Raw genomic sequence first — 23468 nt, 5'->3', positions numbered from 1 at the left:
CTTATTTGATATCCAACAAATAACCGTAAAACGCCGTATTACGCTGCCAGCCCAATGATTCATAAAGGTGTTGGGCGCGTTCGTTCTCTACCTGCGTCATTAATATCAATCGTGCGACGCCGTGATCATGGGCAAGCTGGGTGGCGGCTTCCATCAATGCCCTTCCGGTGCCTCTATCGCGACACTCCGGCAACACGAAGAGATCATTTAGCGTCCAGCGGGCATTTAAGCCCACCGTGGAAACACCTGGGTAAAGCTGCACAAACCCCGTGAGCATGCCTTCGCTGTTCTCGCTAACCAGAATGAATGAATCCCCTAGCCCCATGCGCTGATCTAAAAAATCACGCGCCGCCTGAATATCACTCGGTTGCTTATAAAACTGACGATAGCCATCAAGTAATGCGCTAAGAGGCTCTAAGTCATTGAGTACCGCCGAACGAACATTAACCATAACGACTGCTCCCTTTGAGTGGTGATTCAACACAGCTTGCCGTCATAGTGGTCTATGATAAAGAGCCACTTATCGCTAAATTGAGGGAACCAGTGAAAAGACGTGACGCTGCCAGCGACTGGATTGCGGAGGCGCTAGCGCTAAGGCTAACTGCGAATGAAGCAGCCACACTTGTTCAGCAGCTTTACTGCTCGCTTAAGGAGTGGATTCAACACGGTGAGCTGACGGCTGGCGATGCGCTTCCCTCTTCCCGCTACTTGGCTCGCGCTTTGGGTATTAGCCGTAATACGGTGCTGGCCACCATGGATCGGCTACTGGCGGAAGGGTTACTGATTGCCCGTCAAGGAGCAGGGCTCTATGTGGCGAACCTCCCCGCGCTGTTAACCAGAGCCGAGCTTCCACCACCTTTGCCTGTCCGCTACTCAAGCCGGGGTAACAAGCTATTAACACTAAGCGGAACGTTGAGCCACGACCATCGCGCCTTTGCCCCAGGCGTCCCGGCGCTCGACCTGTTTCCCCGCGAGCAGTGGCAGCGCCTTTTACGGCGTCACTATTATCACGCGGAAATGGCATGGATGGATTATCAAACCAGCGGTGGTCTACCTGTACTCAAAGCGGCTCTTTGTGACTATCTAAGACTCTCCCGCGCGGTGCGCTGCCAACCAGAACAGATTGTGATTACCCAAGGCGCCCAGCAGGCGTTTGAACTGATTACCCAACTACTCACCGATCATGGGGATTCGGTTTGGATGGAGGAGCCGGGTTACGGTGGCGCCCAAGCCTGTTTTCTGGCGTCGGGATTAACGGTAACTCCCATCCCCGTCGATAAAGAAGGGTTAAACCCGTCACTTGCCCCTGAGAATGCGCCAGCACCTCGGCTAATTTACGTGACACCCTCCCACCAATATCCCAGCGGCGTTACCATGCCAGTCCCCAGGCGACTGGCGTTACTTGAGCATGCTTCTCGCGCTGGTAGTTGGATCATTGAAGACGATTACGACAGCGAATTTCGTTACGACACGCCGCCGACGCCCTCTCTACAGGGTCTTGCCGAACAGGCATCGGTTATTTATGTAGGTACCTTTAGTAAAGTGCTCTATCCCGGCTTACGCTTAGGCTATTTGGTGCTGCCTGATACACTTGCCCATGACTTCAGACGTGCCCATGCCCGACTGCACCGTGAAGGTAACTATCCCGTGCAATCAGCGCTTGCTGAATTCATTACCAGCGGGCATTTTACTCGCCACATCGCCCGTATGCGGGCGGCCTATCGTCAGCGACAAGCGTGTTTACGCACGGCATTAATGCCTGCAGTGGCCGCTGGGCTTCGGCTTTCTGACGGCCATGCGGGTATGCATCTTTTAGCTGAACTCGATACTATTGAGGAAGAGGGGATGCTTGTTAAACACGCCAGTGAAGCGGGCATCACGCTTTCTCCACTTTCACGCTATTACCTTTCCGAGAACAAGCGCCCAGGGTTAGTGCTCGGCTATGCGGGCTCGACTGAAAGCGAACTAATGAACGCAGGTGAGTGGTTAAGTGAGGCATGGCGGCGCTTACACCATTAGTGAATGCATAGCGTGTGAAGTCCAGTATCAATCACGTCATCACAGAATAGGCTTCCGACATATTCTCTGGAAGCATTCTTGTAGTAGTGTATCTTTCTTTACAGGCTTATTTATAAATTCAATTTAAAGGGGACCCACGTTCCCAATGGGGTTAATGTGGTTCAATTACTCTCTTCGCACACAGAATCCCGCACCTCGATATGGAAGGCATGGAGCGTGCACATATTTACCGCCAGCGGTGTGCTACTCGGCACTATGGCGCTGCTCGCTCTGGTCGACAATAATCCAGTCGCCTGCCTGCTCTGGTTAGGTGCCGCGATGATGATCGATGGAATCGATGGCACCCTGGCCCGCAAGTATGAAGTGAAGGCCATACTGCCCCATTTCGATGGTTCAACACTCGATATGGTGATTGATTACCTGACCTGGGCCTTTATCCCTGCCCTTTTCATCTACTACTTTATTGAGTTGCCGCCCAATTTTGCACTGCTCTCAGTATTCATTATTCTGCTTTCATCGATGTTCTGTTTCTGCAATGTTGATATGAAAAGCCAGGATAATTACTTCGTTGGCTTTCCTGCCGCCTGGAATATCGCCGCTGCTTATTTCTATATTCTCGATTTCCCGCCTTTTATCACCTTTGCCGCTATCACCTTTCTGGCCATCCTCACCGTGACTAATATGAAATTCCTCCACCCCTTTCGGGTGCGCCAGTTCATGCCGCTCAATATCACCGTCACACTCGTATGGTGCGCATGTATAACATCGTTAGTACTCTCCAGCCCCGAGCACGCCGCCTGGGCATTATGGGGGTGGGGGGTTACATCGATTTATTTCATCGGCATATGCCTGTGGCGTACTGCCCAAGAGTGGTTCAATTAATAGGTGAGCAGTTGATGGACAACGATTTTATCGCCCCCGATGGGCATCCCCGCTGCAAGTGGTGTGGCGGCGCGGCAGAGTTTCTGCCCTATCACGATAATGAGTGGGGCTTCCCGGTAGACGATGATCAGCGGCTATTCGAGAAGCTCTGCTTAGAGAGCTTTCAATCGGGCTTAAGCTGGCGCACGATTCTTAATAAACGCGACAACTTTCGCGCCGCTTTTCACCGCTTCGACTTCCATCAAGTCGCCAGCTTTAATGAAGATGATGTGCAGCGTTTACTCCAAGATGCAGGCATTATTCGCCACCGCGGAAAAATCGAAGCGACCATCAACAACGCCCAACGTGCAAAGGAAATGGTTGAGCAAGAAGGCTCTTTGGCCGCTTTTTTCTGGCGCTATGAGCCGACCGAATTAGCGACACCACAGACTCAGACCACCTCGCCCGAATCCGTAGCAATGGCGAAAGAACTGAAAAAGCGCGGTTGGAAATTCTTCGGCCCCACCACCGCTTTTGCCTTTATGCAGGCAATGGGGCTGCTCAACGACCACTCGCTAAACTGCATTACACGCGAACGCGTAGAGCAGTCGCGGCAGCAGTTTCAGCGACCCGGCTAAAGCTATCTATTAGGAGCACATCATGAAGCCGAAAATCAGTCTGATCACCCTTGGTGTACATGACCTGCAACGCGCCATCCGTTTTTATCGTGAAGGTCTGGGCCTGCCGGAGCATGAAACGGACAGCGAGGAAGTCGCCTTTTTCAAAATGGAAGGGGCCTGGCTATCACTTTTCCCACGCGAAGCGCTGTCCAGAGATATCGGCATTGCTGATGATGCACCGAGCGGTTTCAGCGGTATAACGTTGGCTCATAATGTCGCCAGCCAAGCGGCCGTTGACCAAGTGCTTGAACAAGCGGTTGCCGCCGGCGCAGAGCTTATCAAGCCTGGGGAAGAGGTGTTCTGGGGTGGTTATTCCGGTTACTTTCGCGACCCAGAAGGTCATTACTGGGAAGTCGCCTACAATCCGTTTATGGATCTGACATAAAGCAGCTTTCATTGCCCAAGAGTGGACAAGTCCAGAAGCACTTTCTGGCCACTCGGGCAAAGCGCCCTCTCGACAGCTTGCCGCCAATCCTGACCTGGAAACACTTGATAACCTGGCATCGCTGACTGATCTAAAAGCCCCCAGATGGCCAAGAATTTTTGCTGCCAAGCTTCCGCGGACATCCTGGACAAAGGGTCGCGCAAATGAAACTTCCTATAGAGAGCCCTGGGTTTCGAATCCACTTGAATCGCCTGTCCCGTCAATAACCCGTAGGCGATAAATGTCGTTTCCGGTGCCATGAGTTGCAATATATTTGCCGCAACTGGCCCCCCTAAAGCGTCGAACACCACGTCAGACTTACGGGCCACACGCGAGGTCAGGGACATATCCTGAATCGATACCGGTTTAATACCGAGCTTTTCCAGCCGGACAACTCTACTCTCGGAGCGGTATATGCCGATAACCTCCCTGGCGCCGTGCTGATATGCCCACGCCCCAAGATAGTCAGCGCAATTGGAACCCGCTCCACTGAGAAGAACACGTTTTCCCTCGACAGGCCAAGTCTCAAGCATGGTCAGGGCAGCCAAGGGATTAATGTAGGCCCGTGCGGCAACGGCGTCAGAAATGGTATCGGGGACAGGTACTGCGAGTGCAGCATCACAATCTAGAATCGTCTGCCAAGTGCCCTCGCCTCGTAATGGGAGCACTCGCTTTCCGATCAGAGAGGCATACTGTCTAGGTGCCTCAATAACGCGCCCCACTCCTTCGTAGCCGGCGACCGCGGGAAGCGTTATACGGTGCGAGTAAGCACCGCTGATGGGTATCAGATCAGACGGGTTAACTGGAGCACATAACATTCTCACCCTGAGCTTGCCCTCAACCAAACGTGGAACTTCCGCGGTTTCCACGTTCAATGTTTCAAGCGGCCTTCCGAACGCGCGATAGGTTAGAGCATGACGACGCATGGGTACCTCGAACATAGCGGATGAATTTCCATGGCCTAATATGGATAAAGATAAATGCTCAAGGTTGCGGTTTAGACGTGAACTTAGATAACGCTTGTCGCATGCGTCTGAGCTTCCTCCACCATTTCGGTGGCTAGCTCACCCACGGTGCGCACGGCGTTTTCGATGCTGGGTGTTAACGTGAACGCATAGTTCAGGCGTAGGCATTGACGAAACTTGCCCGAAGCTGAAAACAGCGATCCCGGCGCTACATGGATAGCATGCTGCGCTAAGCGCTGATTGAGCTTCACACAGTCCACCGCGGCGGGTAGCTCTACCCATAGCAAAAAACTGCCTTGGGGGTAGCTAATACCCGCGCCCTTGGGGAAGTAGCGCTGAATCCAACTGATCATGATATCGCGCTGACGCTGATATTGGCGGGTGGCGTAACGGACGTGGCGCTCGTAGTGCCCTTTGGCGACGAATTCCGCCACTGCCAGCTGCGGCAGCGTGGCTGAAGCACCGGTGGAGACATACTTCATATGCAGTGCCTGATCACGGTAGCGCCCTGGCGCCAGCCAGCCCACCCGTAACCCAGGCCCCACGGTTTTAGAAAAGCCACTGCACAGCATTACGCGCCCGTCGTCATCGAAGGATTTCACGGTGCGCGGTCTTGGCAGACTAAATGACAAGTCGCCGTAGATATCGTCTTCGATAATGGCTACATCGAAGCGTTGAGCAAGCTGAAACAGCGCCCGCTTGCGTGCTTCAGGCATGGTGTAACCCAGCGGGTTGTTGTAAGTGGGCGTGACCTGTATCGCGCGGATTGGCCACTGCTCTAACGCTAGCTCCAGGGCTTCCAGACTGATGCCGGTTTGTGGGTCGGTGGGTATCTCCAGCGCTTTTAAGCCGTTGGCCTTGAGTATCTGCATGGTGCCGTAAAAGCTGGGTGAGTCCACGGCCACCACATCGCCGGGCTGGGTAAGGGTGCGCAGCGCGATGGCCAGCGCCTCCTGACAGCCGGTGGTCACCATGATGTCATCCGGGTGCAGCAGGCAGCCGGAGGCGATGGCCAGCCGTGCCACCTGTTGGCGAAGCTCAGGGCTACCGTTCAACTTGTCGTAGTTGAACCCATGCAGGTCGTTACTACGATGAAGTCCAGCGAGTATCTTCGACAGCGGTCGCAGCGTCTCATAATCAAAATTCGGTATGCCGCGCCCCAAAAGCAGCCGAACGTCATCACGCTGAGTGGCGACAAGCTCCAGCACCTGATCCCATTGGGAAATATCCAGCGGGCGCTGTGCGGGTCGTGAGACCGACGGCAGCACCGATGGCACGCGGCTAGGCAGCACGAAATAGCCCGATTTTGGTCGAGACTCGATCAATGCAACGTCCATTAGTTGGCGGTAGGCCTCCTGAGCCGTCGAAATGCTAACATCCAGCTCCTGGCACACCGCGCGAATAGACGGCAGCCGATCGCCTACACGGTAAATACCGTGCTCGATACGCTCCCGCAAAATGCCAGCGACCTCTTCATAGCGTGTCATGACACTCATCCCCCTATACAGCCTGATAACGATACAGATGCCCTGACCAGCGACCATACAGAGGTATAACACGCCTTTCTGTATCCTAAAAACAGTAAACTCTATATCTGTATTCAAATGATAGCACTGAGTAATCTGGTTGGGCATTTAGAACTCAAGAAGAGCCGTCATTCCCAGCTTCAGTTTTATGCGGTTCTGTACACCAACTCAGGAGCTCCCCTCAAGTGCAATGCATTGCACTTGGAGCTAAGACCGCGTGTGATGATTTAACTTTATAGTTAGGAACTACAATGATAAAGAAGCTTGAGGATATAGAGGGTCTAAAGGCTCTTACTAGCAAACTATACCGGAAGTTCGCATTTGGCTATGCGTTTTCATCGACAGCATCATGGATGCAAAGGGTCTGTTTCGGATGGTTGCATTTGCCGAATTTTTACCGGTTCTCCTCGTGTCGCCCCTTGTTGGCGATGCCATCGACCGCTTTAATAAACGTCGTATTATTATGGCCAGCGAATTATTACCGGCCCTGGCTCTTACTCTCTTGATTGGACTACTAAACCTCGAAATACTGACGATGCCATTACTCTTTGTTGTCGCCTTCGTCGTTGGAGCATCGATGGCAATCAGCCATCCTGCTCAGCTTGCCTGGTACCCAATGCTCTTGCGAGACCGCACTCACATTAGCTCAGCTGCTAATATCTATATCCTTAGCCTAAACATCGCGCGGTTTGCTGGAGCCGGGTTAGCAGGGCTGACGATATCTCTGTATGGTATCTCGGCTGCAGTTGCGTTCACTGTGGCTGGGTACTTGATCTTCTTTTTCATGCTGAAATCTATCCCACATACCGACTTAGCCACTCACCAGCAGTCACGAGGCAGCGCGTTGAAGGGAGCTGTCGATGGCTTGCAATATGTAATGACTCATCCCCTTCTTGGCCCAATGCTGATGCTAATTGCCATTACTTCTGCTGGTGCACGAGGGATTCCCGATCTGGCTCCAGCTCTAACAGAGCTTCAATATGATATGCACTCAGAGTGGTTCAGTATACTTATTGCGGCAACTGGTCTCGGCTCGGTTCTGGCCGGCATATGGAACCTTTTGAACCGAGATCATAGTATCGAGACTGCTGTTAGGTTGACCGTCACGTTTTCCATGCTTATTGCTCTTTGTGCAATGCTACTATCTGTAATTGATAACTTCTGGTTATCGATAGGCCTTTTCATAACCTTGGGGTATGCAATCACAATCACTGCGGTGAAATCCCAACAAGTGATTCAGAGTACTACAGATGATTCTATGCGAGGACGTGTCAATGCGTTTTACTTCTTGACCTTTCGAGGCGGCACGGCCTTTGGTGCATTGTGGATGGGGGTAGCAGCTTCTTCTGTAGGCCTCTTAATCACTCTTCTGCTAGGTGGTGTGGCTTGCTTTGCAGCCTCAGTTCGCTACCGGAAATTGTGGGCGAAGTTCGTGGAATTGCAGACTCCCCCGCCCTTCCCCTAGCCTAATAAAGATACAGATGCGCTACCCAACCACCATACAGAGCTATAACACACTCAATCTGTATCTTTAAAACAACATATCCTATATCTGTATCAAAACAGTGACGCTGAGTAATCTGGTGAGGCACATCGCATTCAAGGAGAATCGCCATGCCACGCTTCAGCCTCACCCAGCTTCGTTATCAGCTAAGATCTCAACTGCGCCAGTATCGTCACTACCGTCGTAGTCGCCGCCAGTTACTGGCGCTTGATGACAGGCTACTTGATGATATCGGCATTGACCGTACGCAGGCGCTCAAAGAGGGACATAAAGCGTTTTGGAAGCATACACCACTAGATGAGGGGCCTTATGAAAACCGCTGAGTATTACCTACTCGACGTCTTTACCGACCAGCCGTTTACCGGCAACCCATTGGCCGTTTTTCTAGAGGCTGAAGGGTTGGCAGCCAGTACCATGCAGGCGCTGGCAAATGAGCTTAACCTGGCCGAAACGGTGTTTTTAAGCTCTGCCACTGAACCGAATCACTACCCGATGCGGATCTTTACGCCTACTCGTGAACTACCTTTTGCAGGCCACCCCACGGTAGGCACTGCGCATCTGCTAAGGGAGCTGGATTTAGTGAACCGCGAGCAAGGCGTTGTGCTCCAGCCACCCATCGGCGAGCTAGTGGTTAATTATGAACAAGATAGGGCAACGTTTAAGACCGCCCAACCCGCCATGATCACAGACAGCACTATTGACCGCACCACTGCCGTTGAGCTGCTGGGATTGGACATCCATCAGGTGAAGGGTGATCCGGTGATTGCCTCCTTCGGGCTCCCCTTTCATTTGATCGAACTCACTGACGTGGCAGCGTTAGAGAGCGTGCGTATTTCTACGACGGCTTGGGCAAGTGCTGTTATGTCTAGCAGTGCCGTCCAGATTTACCTGTATGTGATTGAACAACAAGGCGGGGCAGAAACGGTAGTTCACAGCCGCATGTTTTGTATGCATTCCAGCATTTGCGAAGACCCCGCTACCGGCAGCGCTGCAGCGGCCTTAACCGGCTATTTGGCATCACTGCAACCAGGCACCTTGCACTGCAAAATTCATCAGGGTGTCGAAATGGGGCGGCCCAGCGTTATCCATACCGCCGCCAATGGCGAGATCAAGCCCGGCCTTGTGGCGGTGGGCGGTAATGCAAAAGTGGTGGGCAAAGGCGAGTTTTACCTGGAACGATAGCCAACCGCCTCACAAAAAAGAGTGCCCGCTATTTAGCGGACACTCGGCTTTTCGCTCAGTTTGTACTCGGAGACCAGGCCTCAAGCCGCCTGCACTTCTATACGGCGCGTGCGGTGGCTGTCTTTCTTGGGCAGCGTTAGCGTCAATACGCCGTTGACGAGAGTGGCGGTAATGGCATCACTGTCCACTTCGTGACTGAGGTTAAAACGCCGCGCAAAACGCTGGCCGCGAACCTCGGCGTGCAGCGCGCTCAGCCCTTCGGGCATATTTAGCGCTATCTCACCTTCCAAACTCAGCACGTTGTTGTCGAGCTCTATTTTCAGCGTTTCATTAGTAACGCCAGGCATATCTGCCACCAGTTTGAGCGCATTGGACTCTTCAATGATATCCACCGCTGGCAGCAGGGTTTCTTGAGAAGGTTGCTCCTCGCCACGCTGTAAAAGCGGGGAGTGGTTGGATGAACGAACAACGTTATTCATGATTTATCCCTCCTTATGCAAGGTTAACAAACATGATTTACGCCGCCTGAACATCAATACGCCGCGGCTTGAGTTCTTCGCGTTTAGGCAACACGATCTCGAACACACCATGGGCATGGCGTGCCTCTGCCCGCCCGGCATCTAAGCCATCGGGGAGTGCAATCGCCCTTACAAACTCACCGCTGGCGCGCTCTCGGCGAAATACCGGGCGCGAGCTGCCATCCTCATTACCACTCGTCACAGAGTCTCGCTTGCCACGTAGCGTCAGCACATTGTCTTGAATATCAATGGTCAGATCAGAGTGTGCCAACCCCGCAGCAAACACATACACACGCACGGCATCATCGCTACGCGCCACATTGATCATCGGGAAACTACCCCGCGGCACCGCACGAATATCCATCGCATTGCCATCGGGGAAGAAGCCGTCCAACAGTTGACTAAACCAGTCAAACTGCCGAGGCGAGCCGGTTTCAAAACGCTTGAGATCATCGAACATATCGAACACCTCCTACGTTAAGCAGACTGTGAGAATTGTCATAAGAGGCAGCCTCTTACGCAACCCACAGAAGCAGCCTCTACGATGTAAAAAATAGGAGCGGTCAGTCGATTTTCAAGGGTCTGTATGGCAATTTTTGAGGCTTTTTTTACGGCCGTCAGCGCTCCGATCAATGGCGGCAGACACCACTACTTACCGATGATGACCGTCCCCGATCCGGTGATGACTTCATTACCGTGGGCACCCACACTGCTCAGGACAGCGGCTGGCTTACCGTTGACGAATACGGTGGACGAGACTTCGTGAGTAATAGGACTGCCGCAAGCAGATTTATCGTCTAACCTTGCGGCAGACAAGCTATCGTAAAAAACATCAGGCGAGCCACTGACTAGTGGGTTTGTACCGTGCCCTGGGATAGGGCACGCGGTAAGGTCAGTAATACGTGCTGCTGGCTTTCCACTCATGATATAGCTCCTTTAAGCGTATGCCGTTTTAAACATCTCAATAGGACGATTATTTAATATTAATTAATATTCATCAAGTTTGTTAGTGCTCACTTAAGGGCCTACGCTTAGCCAACTGCCAGCCATCAGGCAACCGTAATATCGGTAGAGAGATAGACATCCTGAATCGCATGCAGCAGCTCAACGCCTTCCTGCATGGGTTTCTGGAAGGCCTTACGCCCTGAGATCAAGCCCATACCACCGGCACGTTTATTGATCACCGCCGTGCGCACCGCTTCGCCGAGATCAGAATGCCCCTTGGAGCCCCCGCCGGAATTAATCAAACCCGCGCGGCCCATAAAGCAGTTGGCAACCTGGTAGCGGGCCAAATCAATGGGGTGGTCAGTGGTTAGCTCGCTGTAGACATTGTCGTGAGTATGGCCAAAGCCTACTGCACGGTAACCGCCGTTGTTCTCAGGCAGTTTCTGCTTAACGATATCCGCCTTGAGGGTTGCGGCCATATGGTTAGCTTGGCTGGTGAGGTCGGCTGCGACATGATAATCAGTACCGTCCTGCTTGAAGGCTGGATTGCGTAAATAAGCCCACAAGACCGTTACCATTCCCAATTGGTGAGCGCGCTCGAAGGCCTCGCTAATCTCCATGATTTGCCGACGGCTCTCATGGGAGCCAAAGTAAATCGTCGCCCCCACCGCCACGCACCCCATGTCGTGGGCCTGGTCTACATCAGCAAATAGCGTCTGATCGTATATCGCCGGATGGCTCAACGTTTCGTTATGGTTAAGCTTGAGCATCATCGGGATTTTGTGGGCATAACGCCGCGCCACCGATGACAACACGCCCAGCGTCGATGCCACGCCGTTACAACCACCTTCGAGTGCCAGCTCAACGATATTGGCCGGGTCGAAGTAGCGTGGGTTAGGAGCAAAAGAGGCGCCTGCCGAATGTTCAATGCCCTGATCTACCGGCAATAGGCTAAGGTAGCCAGTGCCCGCCAAACGACCGTGATTAAACAAGCTCTGCATATTGCGCATCACCGCTGGGCTGCGGTCGCTATCCGCCATCACACGGTCAATAAAGTCTGGGCCCGGCAGGTGCAAGCTCTCACGGGGTACACCCTGGCACGTGTGATTAAGCAAACTCTCGGCGTCACTGCCAAGCAAAGCGGCTATATCAGTCATGATGAGCTCCTTTATATTTGTATGTAACAAAAAGTAAGTGTATGCCAAAAGCTGCTTAAATAAAGCGTATCGATTTAATAAAGCCTAGGCTTTGTCTGAAAAGTCGGCGAGCGAAGGTCAGACAAGGCAAAAATCGACGAAAAGACGGAGTTTACATGGTGTAAATGAGTACTTTGAGCCGATTTTTAACGCCGTATGGTCGAGCGCAGCCAGTTTTCAGACAGATCCTAGCGCTTCAATAGAGCATAGGGGAAGCACCACCGCAATCAGGTGGCGCTAGGTCTCCCTACAGTTGACAAGACTACGACTAAAAGATGAAAATACAATCAAGAATGAGTGTTAGTCGCAAATAAGACTCCTCTTGTTTCCTTCGCTTCATACTTGGAATCACCTTTATCATGCCCGCCTCTTCGCCACTTATTGCGCCGTTGGCATCCAGCTATCGGCGCTTTATCGTTCTCCGTTTGCTGATTGTCGCGGGTTTAGCCATCGCCTTGGTCATCTCCCTGCTGGCTGATATCGCCAGTGGCCCTGCACACATCCCAATGGCTGATTTAATCGCGCTGTTGTTTGATGCCCATGCTCAAGGCCCGATTCAGCAGGCCATTGTCTGGGAGATCCGCATGCCTGCGGCGTTAATGGCGGTACTGGTAGGCGCCACCCTGGGCTTGGCCGGTGCGGAAATGCAAACGGTGCTGAATAACCCCCTGGCTAGTCCGTTTACCCTCGGTGTGGGCGCAGCGGCCACCCTCGGCGCATCGCTGGTGATTGTCTTCAACTTTTCCCTATTTGGCTTGAATGCCCACTACGCCACCGCCTTGATGGCGTTTGTGTTTGCGGCTGCATCGATTTTGACCATCAATGCGCTGTCGCGCCTCTACGGGGCCAGTCGTGAGATTATCGTTCTGTTTGGTATTGCGCTGGTCTTTGTACTCAATGCACTGGTTGCACTTTTGCAGCTCATCGCCAGTCCCGATGCGTTACAGCAATTAGTGTTCTGGACGATGGGTAGCCTGTCCCGTGCCTCCTGGGAGACGGTGGGCATCGTGGCAGCAGTACTGGCAGTGTGCTTGCCCTTCTCACTGCGCAGCGCCTGGGCAATGACGGCACTGCGCTCGGGTGATGAGCACGCACGCAGCTTCGGCATTGCGGTTGAACGCCTGCGGCTTATCTCGCTACTGCGGGTGAGTTTACTTGCCGCTGCGGCGGTCGCGTTTGTGGGCACTATCGGCTTTATAGGGTTAGTCGGCCCACATATGGCCCGGCTGGCGCTGGGTGAAGATCACCGCTTTTACTTACCGGGCAGCGCCCTGGCCGGGGCGTTGGTGCTTTCGCTTGCCTCTATCGCCAGTAAAACGCTGGTCGATGGGTTGGTGCTTCCCGTGGGTCTGGTGACCTCGCTGGTGGGTATCCCCTTCTTTATGGCATTGATCATGATGCAGGGGCGAGCACGATGAAGGCAGGTTTTACGCTCAGCAACTTCACGACCGGTTATCGCAAACGGCGCGTCTTCGACCAGCTAAGCCTGCCCACACTGCCCCCCGGTTCGCTGGTCGCGGTGCTGGGGCCCAATGCGGTGGGTAAATCGACCCTGTTAAAAGCTATCGCGGGCTTACAACCGGCCAGCGGGCGAATGCAGCTCAACGATATCGACCTCGCCAGCCTCAGCGGCGCAGCGCGGATGCGCCATGTGGGCTATTTGCCGCAAATGCTCCCTCAGGCCACCACGTTAGTCGCTTATGAAGCGGTGCTCAGCGCCTGCCGTGCGGTGCGCCCCGATTTAAGCCGCGCGGCGATTGAGGCATTGATTGAGCGTGTGTTCGATGCGCTGGCCATTCGACCGCTAGCCTTACGCCCGCTAAGCGAACTCTCCGGCGGTCAGCGCCAGATGGTGGGTCTGGCCCAGGCGATTGCCCGTCAACCGGCGCTGTTACTGCTGGATGAGCCCACCAGTGCGCTGGATTTGCGTTGGCAGCTGGCACTGATCGATACCGTGCGCACAGTGATTGCGGAACGGCAGTCGGTCTGCCTGATGGCTATCCACGATATCAATCTGGCCCTGCGCTTCTGCGACCAAGTGCTGCTGTTTGGCAACGGTGGTCTGTTGGCTGCCGGCGACCCTCACACGGTGATTACCCCCGACGTACTGCACGCCGCCTACGGAGTCGAGTCACGGGTCGAGCAATGCTCGTTGGGGCGGCCAATTGTGCTTAGCGATCGCGTCAGTGAGCAAACTGCGCACTCCATTTAGCGACGTCAATCCAGGATAACCCAATGCGCCACCTGGCTATCAATCTGTTGTGTTGGATCAGTCTGTTAAGCACTACCGCTTGTTGGGCAGCCGGTTCACAGGCGGGCTTTCCCAAACAACTTACCGATCTCGCCGGGCGCCAGGTAACGCTTTCAGCACCGCCATCACGGCTATTTCTTACCCAGCCGCGCCAGCTCTATACGCTAGCCAGCTTACTGGATAACCCGACCGAACACTTGGCGGGCTGGGCCTATCCGCTGGCCGTGTTCGACCCTTCCATGGCCCAACGTTTTACTACCCAGTGGCCCGCGCTTGCCCAATTGCCTACGCTTTCACACGCGCCAACCCCCCAGCTCGATAGCGAAGCGCTACTGAATCTGGCCCCGGATCTGGTGCTGTTTGATCTCTCACGTGCCAGCAGTGTTGAAGGCTCCCCTTTGGCGCAGCTACTCGACGAGTTGGGCATTGCCTACCTGTTTATCGACTTTAACCGCCACCCGTTGGAAAACACGCCCAAAAGCCTGGCACTTTTAGGTGAGGCATTAAACGCGACGCCACGGGCCAATCGTATGATCTCTCTGATTGAACAGCGCTTGGCGCGTATCGACCAGGGTTTGGCAGAGCTGAAGTTGACAGAGCATCCCACTGAACCGCCCAGGGTACTGATCAATGTCGCCCCTGGAGTCAAAGTCGACTGCTGCCGTACCAATTTAAGAAACGGGCTGGCCGACCTGGTCGCGCGGGCAGGCGGCGAGAATATCGCCGATGCGTTAACCCCCGGCGCTTCGGCGACGCTAAGCAACGAGTGGGTGCTGAGCCACCCGCCCGACGTCGTTATCAATACCGCGGGGCAATGGGCAGCAGGAGATGGCATCAGCGTGGGACTTGGGATTAGCGATGCGGAGATTGCCCAAGACCTGCGCTCGCTTAGCCACGAACTGCCCGGCTGGCAGCATCTCGACGCCGTTCAGCAAGGTCAGTTCTACGCGCTCTGGCACGGCTTCCACCAAGGCCCCTTTGCCATTGTGGCACTAGAACGCATTGCCCAATGGCTCTACCCCGAACGCTTCGCCGACCTCGACCCGGCCGCTACCTTCGACGCGCTGCTGCCCGCCCCACCAGCGCTAAGCCGCGAGGGACATTTCTGGGGCGCACTCAACGCGCAATAACGCTTGCTCATTCCACCCACTGACGACAAAAAGGATCGATACCACCCATGTTCCGCTCTCGAACCATTGCACTGTTTTCGCCGCTGCTACTGCTGAACCCGCTGCCATATGCCTTCGCGCAACAAGCCAACGAGACCACTTCAGAAACAGTTTCAGAAACACTGATCGTCACCTCAGATCGCCTCACTGACGTGGCCCCGCAGAGCTATCGTGCCCAGCGCTCCAGCTTGGCCAGCAAACAGCCGGTATCGTTTCTGGAAGAAGCCCGCACGGTGGAAACCGTCACCGCCCAGGTGATGGCCGATCATAATATCGACAGCCTCACCGAGGCGATGGCGATGGTTGCGGGGGTGACCGAAGGCAATAATATGGGGGGTACCGAGGACGGCTTTATCAAACGCGGCTTTGGCAGCAATAGCGATGGTTCGACGCTGATCGACGGCATTCGCCAACCCCGCGGCACCTTTTCCATGGCGACGGTAGACCATGTAGAAGTACTCAAGGGGCCAGCCTCACTCTTTCAAGGCCAGCAGGATCCTGGCGGGGTAATCAATTTGGTGACCAAACGCCCTGAGTACGAGTGGCAGCGCGAAATCAGCGCCGAAGCCACCTCCTTGGGCGGCGGCAATGCCAGCGTCGATGTCACTGGCCCGCTTGCCGATACCGGGCTTGCCTTCCGCTTTATCGTCCACCATGAAGATGAAGACTCCTTTCGAGCCTTCGGTAACAATCGACGCACTATCGTTGCCCCCTCGCTACGCTGGGAAGGCAACGACAGTCGCGCGCAGATCTCCTATGAGTATCGCGACTACGACCTGGACCTGGATCGCGGCACGGTGATTGTCGACGGTGAACCTGCCAAGGTACCCAATGACCGCCGTTTCGATGAACCCTGGTCGCGGGTATTTGGTCACGACGAAGCGGTCACCGCCTGGTGGGAGCAGGATATCAACGACGACTGGTCGACAAGATTGACCTACGGCTGGAACCGCCGCCAGTACAGCGATGGCCAGCCGCGGGTACTGCGTGTGAATGAAGATACCGGCGCACTAACCCGCCGTGCAGACGCCAATTATGGTTTTGACCGCCGTGTGCAATACACCGCCTGGGATACCACCGGTACCACCACTTTGGCTGGCATGCGCCACGACCTGACCGTCGGGATTGATCACGAACGCCGCCGGGACTATTTGGGCGATGTGTATCGCGGCTCGGCGGTCACCGACCAGAATATTTATGATATGAGTTACGGTGGCCTGAACCTGGATAGCGATCGCCTTAACACTTCGCGAAGCAACCGCTTGGATGAGATTAATACGACCGGCGTTTATCTCAATGATCGCTGGCACTTCAACGACCGCTGGACGCTGGGGCTAGGCGGGCGCTATACCCACTATGAGCAGTTTGGTGGCCGGGGCCGCCCCTTCGTGACCGCCACCGATATCAGCGACGATATTTTCCTGCCGTCGGTGAGCTTGCTGCATCGACTAACCCCTGAGACGTCCGTTTATGCCAGCTATAGCGAGGCCTTTGTGCCCAATGGCGCCGACAGCGATACGGGTAAGACGCTGGATCCCGAGCACAGCATGGGCAGCGAAATTGGTGTGAAGCACCTGTGGAACGACCAGTTCTCGTTAGCCGCTGCGCTCTTTGATATCCGCAAGGAGAATGTGGCCGTCTCCGACAACGGCGTCACCCGCACGGTAGGCGAAGCGGGCTCCCGGGGTGTGGAGCTAACGGTTTCCGGCCAGTTGACCGATCAGCTTTCGCTGTTAGGCGCTTACGCCTATACCGATACCGAGGTGTTGAAAGATACCGAAGGCACCGAGGGTAACCGGCTAACCAACGCCGCACGCCACACCGCAAGCCTTTATTTGGCTCACGACCTGAATACCGGCCCGGAACTAGGCAACTGGCGCCTGGGCGGCGGGGTTCGTTATGTGGGTGAGCGCGAAGGCGATGCCGACAATAGTTTCCAGCTAGACGCCTACACCGTCGCCGATGCCTTTATCGGCTGGGATACCCCTTGGCTGGGCGACAACCTGCACCTGCAGCTCAACGCCAAGAACCTGTTCGATACTACTTACTACCCCTCAAGCGGTGGCAGCACACGGGTAGTGGTCGGCGACCCACTGGAAGTTAGCCTGCAGGCGTCGGTGAAGTTTTAAGAGTCAATTACTCGGCGTGATAGCTTGCTCTTAATTAATCTTTGTGACAACTTTTGTATATGAGAAAGATATCATAAACTTAACACTAGGAACGCGCCGATGAAATGTACCGCATGCCAGCAGGGAAACTTAGTCCCCAGCTTTCTGGATGCTCTTTTCCGTAGTCATACTTGCGACAATTGCGGCGGCAATTGGATCTTGATTGAAGATTACATTAGCTGGAAAGAACGTCATCCCGAACATGTGTTTGAGGATATTTGCGTTGAAAGCATTGAGGTGGAAGATACCGTAGGCGCACTTATTTGCCCAGTGACCGGCGGCATTATGAGCAAGTTTCGAATCGCCAAAGATAATGCTCATAGGATCGACTATAGCGCGCGGGTAGGCGGCGTTTGGCTGAATAAAGGCGAGTGGGAAATGCTGGTCGCCGAAGGACTTGCGGGCAATCTGAACAGCATACTGACAGACACCTGGCAAAAGCGGATACGTCAGGAAAAAACCAGTGACACCTTTGAGCAGCTGTATCGCAGCAAGTTTGGTGATTCTGACTACCAAAAAGCCTGTGACGTGCGCGAGTGGCTGCATAGCCACTCTCAAAAAGCCGACTTACGCGCTTTCTTAATGGCAGAAAACCCTTACTCCGCTATTGAGTGAGTGCTTTAGGCAGGTGTTAGGTCGGGGATATTCATAATATGAAAGAGGATTACCTCGGTATCGAGGTAATCCCATCAAATGGTTATCGTCCCCAGGCTATCGCTTTATCAATAGCCTGAAAAAGCCAATGCATCGACTGATGATACACACCAGAACCGCCGGAACTCCGAAGACAAACAAAGATGCAAACAGCCATCCTAGAAATACAGAAGCGATGGCCTCGTGCTGGTAATCGCAGGAAGACATGTCGGTTGTGTACGCGCAGAACTCTCCTTGAGTATTATGATCAAGTGCTACGTAAACCATCAGTGATGCAATGATCAAGGCAAGAGCAATCGAAATCAGTAGGTATATCGCTTTGATCCGTTTTTTATTCACCTCCACCTTCCCATATATTGATAGATAAACGTGGAAGCGATTCGTCAGGCAACATTAACTATCCTCCGTTCTTACCTTCCCCCATTGACCAACCCCCTCCGCAATTAAGCTTAATTGACGCACCACTAGGGCACCGGTCTCTTCATTACCCCCAGTTAGTTGCCGACGTTGGAACTCACGCTTGATATCTTCCCAGCGCTGTTTTTCTTCCTCGCTCAAGGTGCCTCTAAGCTCTTTCAGCTTGAGTAGATTCTCTTCGGCGCCCTGGGTTAACAGTTGCGCTTCGCCGACGTAGTGGTCATCAATGATCGCTTCAAGTTCGTCGTCGCTTAGGATCGGTGACATCTTCTCCGCCAACCGATTCATATTGCGGTAGCTGCCCTGTAGGCGGAATGGCGGCTCGGTGCGGTACTCATCTGCCTGGGCGCTGGAGGCGATATACTGCTGATTGACGCGTAGCACCACTTCTCGGGCTTTAAACATATTCTTCAGCACCGCCACGATCTCTTCACGCTCTGCGGCGCTATAGTCGTGTTCAAACTCGGTGCTTGGCACCTCGCGGCCCATGGCGATATCAACAAAGCGGTAGAAATCGTCCATGCCCCGCGTGGCTAAAGAGGCAAGCACGGTATTGGTACTCATGGCGTTCTCGATGTAGGAGAGCGCAAACACCTCTTCCATGCCGCTTAATACATCGCCCAGGTTATAAACATCGGCGCGGTTGGCCAGCATATCGGGCACTTTGAACACGTCGCCGCTTTCGGTGTAGGGGTTACCCGCCATGGCGATACAGAAGCGCTTACCGCGCATATCGTAGGTCTTGGTACGTCCATTCCAGATGCCGTCAACCCGACGACTGCCGTCACATAACGAGATAAACTTCTGCAAAAACTCCGGGTGAGTATGCTGAATATCATCCAGATAGAGCATCACGTTGTTGCCCATCTCAAAGGCGAGGTTGAGCTTGGTCAGCTCGGCCCGGGCAGTGGAGTGCGTAGCCGCGTCAGGATCCAGGGAGGTCACATCATGGCCAAGGCTGGGGCAATTAATCTTCATAAAGATCAGTCCTAGGCGGTTCGCCACATACTCCATAAGTGTGGTTTTACCGTAGCCGGGCGGGGAGATCATCATCAGCAAACCGCTATTATCCGTTCGCCGCGTATTACCTACCGTACCCATCTGCTTGGCCAGGTTATCGCCAATAATGGGTAGGTAGCTTTCGGTAATCAGCTTATTGCGTACAAAGGAGTTGAGTGGCTTCGGCAGGTACTCTTCGAGTCGCAACCGCTCCCGCTGCTCGCGTAAAATCAGCTGGCGACGCTCTTGTAACGCCGTCCAATTGCTTATAACAACCTGCTCGTGGTGGCGCAGCCGCTCCTGAAAGTCGTCTAGCTGTAGGGTTAGCTGCTGCTGTTCCAGGCGCCCGTGCTGGCCCAGCAAGCCGGTAACCGTGAAGGCTAGCTCGACATTATGGGTGGCGGTGCTTAGCCGGTCAGCCGTGTTGAGCATGGCGATCGCTTCGGGAAGGTAGTGCAGCAATGCCTCTTGCTTGGCTTGCCCTGCGTGAGCCTGCAGCCAATGGGAAGTGATCACCCAGCGTGCGCCAGGGTTACCCGCCACCACGGCCAGGGCCTCTTGGAAATGTGCGTAGTGCCCCTGCTGCTGCATGGAGGTGGTAAAGCTTTCCACCAGGCTGGCAGCGTACTGAGTGACCGGAAAACGTTCGCCTTCTTCAGCTAACTGACGTACCAGGAAATCAGCGGCGCTGCTTATCAAGCTAGACGAATCAGCCTGACCTGACACGCTAGCCAACTGCTGGGTCGTGACAAAGGCATCAAGCTGCGGCTGCACTTCCTGAATCAAAGCCCGTAGCAGATCCTCGTTATTCATAATGCGGCACAGAATGCCTGCCGAAAGACAGCGAGCGCGCAGGTTACGGGTCGCCTCTTCATCATGAATACGATCGGCCCAGAACAGCATTGCCAATGCCCGCGGCAGTGGCCCAAATCCTAGCAAGCCAGCACTTTGGCGGGCTGGCCACAAGGTGCGTACGATTAACGCAGCATCGTGATCGTGGATACCTTTTTCGTAGCTTTCGCGGTAGCGCGGCGAGGCAAAATTGGCAATCTGACGCTGCAACTCGCTGAAATCTTCCACATTAATCGGCTTAGCGCCGGGCTGCGCCAACTCGTCCATAAAGCGATAAGCAAGATACTCGGCGCGATAGACCGCGGGGCTTTCAGAAGGCAGCAGCATACTCCAGTAGTCTTGCAGCTCGGTCAGCCGCTCATCTTCCAGCGGCTCGTAATACTGGGTGCCCGTCAGATGCAGCATGATGCGCTCTTGGCGAGGCACTAGGGTTAAGTCGAGATGCTGCTGGTTGACGCTGAAGCGGTGGCGCGGCCCCAGGCGAATCACATCGCCACCGGATTCATAGATATCGGAACGGTCGCGCACGCTACGCATGGCGGCATCCTGGGAGGAGCGTAGGCGCCCGGCGATATCGTCCGCCTCAAGATTGCCGCCCATATTGCGCAGCTCATCGATCATGCTGCGCACTTTGCCGACCATGGCATCCGCCGCGAAGAAGCTATGCAGCTCTTCGAGGGTTTCAAAGCGTTCCGTACGGCGCTCCACGTTGGCCAAAATCCGCTGACTGGCGTCCGTTAGAGTAGAGACACGACGTTGACGCTCATCCTGCAGCTGCTGGCGGCGTGCTTCGATACTCTCGTGGGCACTTTCACGCTGTTCAAGGATGGTGGTTAAAAATTCATCAAATTCGCCGAACTGACTCTCCAACTCCTGGAGTTGGTCAAGGATTCGCGTCATCAACTGGTCGCAGTCATCGGGTTCCCGCAACGCGCCCACGCCGTTAGCCAGGCTCTGCTCGAACAGGCGAATCTGGGCCGCAAACTGCGCCTGGGCCTCTGCACTGCCCTGCTCTCTTAAACGGATCTCCGCTTCGGAGCGCTGCTGATTAATCGAGGCGTAGATGCTGGAGATGTTCTCGGTAATCCGCGTCTGCTCAATAGCATCGCCGCCAGACATCGAGGACAGCAGCCCTTGAATCATATCCAGGCCCGCGGTTAATTCGCGATAGCGCTCCACGCACTCCGCCAACCGCTGGCGATTCTCTGCCTCACCCACCTGCTCTTTCAACGTCGCCAGGGTTTCCCGGTAGCCATCCAGCGCTTCTGGCTGAGCAAGAAAGCTAAAGGTCTGCTGGGTCAGCGATTGTTCCGCTTTATCCAGCGCTTGCTCTAACGTTTGCAGGCGCTCTTCATCCAGGTAGCGGCGCTCACGCAACGCCATCAGTCGGCCACGATGGTCGCGTAAGTGCTTCAGGTAGGTGACGAATAGGTCGGGAGTTTTCCAACTGCTGGGCTTTAGCTCCCGCAGCAGCGTCGCCTGCTGTTTTTCAACCTCATCTAGCGCCTGGGCTGTCTGGGCACGAATCGCCTGGACTTTCTCATACTCATCGAGCATCAGTTCAGCGGTGTGCTTTAGCTGTTCAAGCGCGGCGTGAATGGTTTCAAAGTCAGCTTCACCAATCCAGTGGAACTGGTTCAGCGTGCGGTCAACCCGCCGGATGATGGCGTTAAAGTGGCGTTCTGATGCCTGCTGCTCGTTAGCGAGCTGCACGATGCTATTGAGCTCGGCAATGCCGCGTACTAGATCCGGGTTACCAATTCGGCCTAGTGGCGTGTCGTTACGCACCGCATCCTGGGCATGGAAGCGCTCCGACATAAAGGGCGTCGCCCATACCTGGATAGGATGAACCAGCGTAGGCTCGTCTTCAGCGTAAAAAATCGCTAGGTGACCGTTTTCAAGTATCGCCGCCCCGTGCCCCACCATGGGGGTATCGACCTGCTTGCGGATCAAGTTGTAGCGATAAAGCACTACCTGCCCGGTTTGCGGCGCGTAGAAAGTGTAGAGAACATCTTCGCCGTTTGGCGAGCGCACCATACGTTTGAAGCGCAGGTCTTCCTCGGGTACTTCGTAGGTGGTCAACTCACCGGTATTTAAGTAGTAGCCTGAGGGGAAAATCAGGCCGTGGTTTTCCGGCAGCTCAACGACGGAGCCCGCCATGGCATCAACACGTTTAACGTGCTGCTCAGCACGGTTGAAAAGGTAGTAGCGCCACTGTTGCTCATTGAAGGGCAAAATACGAATCAGCACCACCGCACCAAGATCAGCATATTCAAAGCTGGCATCGTCCAGCGACTGGGAGTCTGACTCCACCGAGTCGCTAAAGACACCCTCGCCGCTACTGGTGTTGTTCTCGATCTTGAAGGTAATGTGTCCGCGCAGGTTATCCACGAAGACGGTATCAAGGATATTCAGATGGGGTGCGCGACCCTGCTCTTGCATATCCCGGCCTGCTGTCTGCCAGGGGAAGGCGAAGCGGTCGGGGAACACCAAGTCGCGCTCGCCGCGGTTATCGATATAGCGGCTCACCTCGCCGCTGGCGGCTAATTCCCAGCGGAAGACACGCAGATCGCTAAGTTTTTCACCTATTTGAAAAGCGATCAGCAGCTTGTTGTTCAGGGTGACCAGTTGAACCAGCGTAGCGTGACTGTAGTATTTCTGGAGTTCTTTGAAATCCTGAACAAAGCGGCTCTCGGTGAGAAAGCTATCCGCCATCGGCGCTTCGCTTAACTCAAGCCCCTCTTCGTCGTCTTTTAGGTGATAAAGCGCAAAGATATCGCTCGCCTCAAGCTCTTTGCGCAACCCCAATTGCACGTTAAAGCCAAACAGGATTTGCTCGCCAATGCGCACCATATCGCGGGCAATGGCGTTATTTTCGGTACGTACCCGGGCCCGGCCCAACAGCGCCATGCTACTGCTACCGAAAACGTCAGCGCGGGCGTCATTCAGTTTACCGATCGAATCGCCCAGTTCGCCGCCCTGGGTTCTCAAGCGCCGCTTTATTGTCTCGAATGCGGTGCTTTCTCTGACGATGTTTTCAACCGAAGAGTGCTCCTTCGACATAGTAGTCATCCTGAAAAAGTGCTCACTAGAAATAGCAAAGACCGCAATGGGGTGACGATTGCGGTCTTGGAAAGG

20 protein-coding genes are annotated in these 23468 nt (G+C 54.4%); 12 read left to right on the top strand and 8 right to left on the bottom strand.

Annotation, left to right across the window (positions count from 1 at the left end; all coding sequences use genetic code 11):
- Position 1: 1 nt before the first annotated feature.
- A complete protein-coding gene (locus E0L35_RS00775) occupies positions 2-451 on the bottom strand; it encodes a GNAT family N-acetyltransferase (RefSeq protein WP_138799323.1) in 450 nt (149 codons plus the stop codon).
- A gap of 92 nt (positions 452-543) precedes the next feature.
- Between E0L35_RS00775 and E0L35_RS00770 the strand changes: the two genes are divergently transcribed.
- From E0L35_RS00770 to E0L35_RS00755, 4 genes are all read left to right on the top strand, one after another.
- Complete coding sequence (locus E0L35_RS00770; protein WP_138799322.1) at positions 544-2019, top strand: PLP-dependent aminotransferase family protein; 1476 nt, start codon at positions 544-546, stop codon at positions 2017-2019.
- A 198-nt stretch (positions 2020-2217) separates the two neighbouring features.
- Entirely contained in the window at positions 2218-2901 is a 684-nt protein-coding gene (pcsA, locus tag E0L35_RS00765) for a phosphatidylcholine synthase (RefSeq protein ID WP_349304623.1), read from the top strand.
- Positions 2902-2915: 14 nt separating this feature from the next.
- Positions 2916-3518 carry a DNA-3-methyladenine glycosylase I gene (locus E0L35_RS00760; protein ID WP_022521751.1) on the top strand — a complete coding sequence of 201 codons (603 nt, stop codon included), beginning with the start codon at positions 2916-2918 and terminating at the stop codon, positions 3516-3518.
- A 22-nt stretch (positions 3519-3540) separates the two neighbouring features.
- Positions 3541-3945, top strand: coding sequence for a VOC family protein (locus E0L35_RS00755; protein WP_022521750.1), 405 nt, complete (start codon positions 3541-3543; stop codon positions 3943-3945).
- A gap of 8 nt (positions 3946-3953) precedes the next feature.
- On the opposite strand, the gene E0L35_RS00750 is transcribed toward E0L35_RS00755, so the two are convergent.
- Both E0L35_RS00750 and E0L35_RS00745 read right to left on the bottom strand, forming a co-directional pair.
- The gene (locus E0L35_RS00750; RefSeq protein WP_138799320.1) at positions 3954-4925 is read right to left on the bottom strand and encodes a zinc-dependent alcohol dehydrogenase family protein; all 972 of its coding nucleotides are present in this window, start codon (positions 4923-4925) and stop codon (positions 3954-3956) included.
- A gap of 68 nt (positions 4926-4993) precedes the next feature.
- A complete protein-coding gene (locus tag E0L35_RS00745; RefSeq protein WP_022521748.1) occupies positions 4994-6436 on the bottom strand; it encodes a PLP-dependent aminotransferase family protein in 1443 nt (480 codons plus the stop codon).
- Positions 6437-6824: 388 nt separating this feature from the next.
- Here E0L35_RS00745 and E0L35_RS00740 point away from each other — a divergent pair, with 388 nt between their 5' ends.
- The 3 genes from E0L35_RS00740 (at position 6825) to E0L35_RS00730 (ending at position 9161) form a co-directional block, all read left to right on the top strand.
- The gene (locus tag E0L35_RS00740) at positions 6825-7940 is read left to right on the top strand and encodes an MFS transporter (protein WP_138799319.1); all 1116 of its coding nucleotides are present in this window, start codon (positions 6825-6827) and stop codon (positions 7938-7940) included.
- A gap of 149 nt (positions 7941-8089) precedes the next feature.
- Positions 8090-8302 carry a DUF1127 domain-containing protein gene (locus tag E0L35_RS00735; RefSeq protein WP_138799318.1) on the top strand — a complete coding sequence of 71 codons (213 nt, stop codon included), beginning with the start codon at positions 8090-8092 and terminating at the stop codon, positions 8300-8302.
- Positions 8289-9161: a PhzF family phenazine biosynthesis protein gene (locus E0L35_RS00730; RefSeq protein ID WP_138799317.1), complete on the top strand. Its 873-nt coding sequence runs from the start codon at positions 8289-8291 to the stop codon at positions 9159-9161. The genes E0L35_RS00735 and E0L35_RS00730 overlap by 14 nt, the downstream gene beginning before the upstream one ends.
- A gap of 80 nt (positions 9162-9241) precedes the next feature.
- Here the strand turns inward: E0L35_RS00730 and E0L35_RS00725 are convergent, their stop codons facing one another.
- The 4 genes from E0L35_RS00725 to E0L35_RS00710 all read right to left on the bottom strand — a co-directional run bounded on the left by E0L35_RS00725 (position 9242) and on the right by E0L35_RS00710 (position 11781).
- Complete coding sequence (locus E0L35_RS00725; protein ID WP_022521745.1) at positions 9242-9640, bottom strand: Hsp20/alpha crystallin family protein; 399 nt, start codon at positions 9638-9640, stop codon at positions 9242-9244.
- Positions 9641-9677: 37 nt separating this feature from the next.
- Entirely contained in the window at positions 9678-10139 is a 462-nt protein-coding gene (locus E0L35_RS00720; RefSeq protein WP_138799316.1) for an Hsp20/alpha crystallin family protein, read from the bottom strand.
- A gap of 188 nt (positions 10140-10327) precedes the next feature.
- A complete protein-coding gene (locus E0L35_RS00715; protein ID WP_082116848.1) occupies positions 10328-10603 on the bottom strand; it encodes a PAAR domain-containing protein in 276 nt (91 codons plus the stop codon).
- Between the two features lie 125 nt (positions 10604-10728).
- Positions 10729-11781 (bottom strand): class I fructose-bisphosphate aldolase, encoded by a 1053-nt coding sequence (locus E0L35_RS00710; RefSeq protein ID WP_138799315.1) that lies wholly within the window; start codon positions 11779-11781, stop codon positions 10729-10731.
- Positions 11782-12179: 398 nt separating this feature from the next.
- On the opposite strand from E0L35_RS00710, the gene E0L35_RS00705 reads away from it, so the two are divergent.
- From E0L35_RS00705 to E0L35_RS00685, 5 genes are all read left to right on the top strand, one after another.
- A complete protein-coding gene (locus E0L35_RS00705) occupies positions 12180-13238 on the top strand; it encodes an iron ABC transporter permease (RefSeq protein WP_009285902.1) in 1059 nt (352 codons plus the stop codon).
- Positions 13235-14032 carry an ABC transporter ATP-binding protein gene (locus tag E0L35_RS00700; protein WP_138799314.1) on the top strand — a complete coding sequence of 266 codons (798 nt, stop codon included), beginning with the start codon at positions 13235-13237 and terminating at the stop codon, positions 14030-14032. The genes E0L35_RS00705 and E0L35_RS00700 overlap by 4 nt, the downstream gene beginning before the upstream one ends.
- A 23-nt stretch (positions 14033-14055) precedes the next feature.
- Positions 14056-15201 carry an ABC transporter substrate-binding protein gene (locus E0L35_RS00695; protein ID WP_138799313.1) on the top strand — a complete coding sequence of 382 codons (1146 nt, stop codon included), beginning with the start codon at positions 14056-14058 and terminating at the stop codon, positions 15199-15201.
- A gap of 47 nt (positions 15202-15248) precedes the next feature.
- Entirely contained in the window at positions 15249-17369 is a 2121-nt protein-coding gene (locus E0L35_RS00690) for a TonB-dependent siderophore receptor (protein ID WP_138799312.1), read from the top strand.
- Between the two features lie 99 nt (positions 17370-17468).
- The gene (locus tag E0L35_RS00685) at positions 17469-18023 is read left to right on the top strand and encodes a zf-TFIIB domain-containing protein (RefSeq protein ID WP_138799311.1); all 555 of its coding nucleotides are present in this window, start codon (positions 17469-17471) and stop codon (positions 18021-18023) included.
- 432 nt (positions 18024-18455) lie between these two features.
- Here the strand turns inward: E0L35_RS00685 and E0L35_RS00680 are convergent, their stop codons facing one another.
- Positions 18456-23393 carry a DNA repair ATPase gene (locus E0L35_RS00680; RefSeq protein ID WP_249362062.1) on the bottom strand — a complete coding sequence of 1646 codons (4938 nt, stop codon included), beginning with the start codon at positions 23391-23393 and terminating at the stop codon, positions 18456-18458.
- Between the last annotated feature and the right edge of the window lie 75 nt (positions 23394-23468).

It is taken from the genome of Halomonas sp. ATBC28 (assembly GCF_005937175.1).
Lineage (GTDB): Bacteria > Pseudomonadota > Gammaproteobacteria > Pseudomonadales > Halomonadaceae > Vreelandella > Vreelandella titanicae.
This window is presented reverse-complemented; position numbering and strand designations above follow the sequence as displayed.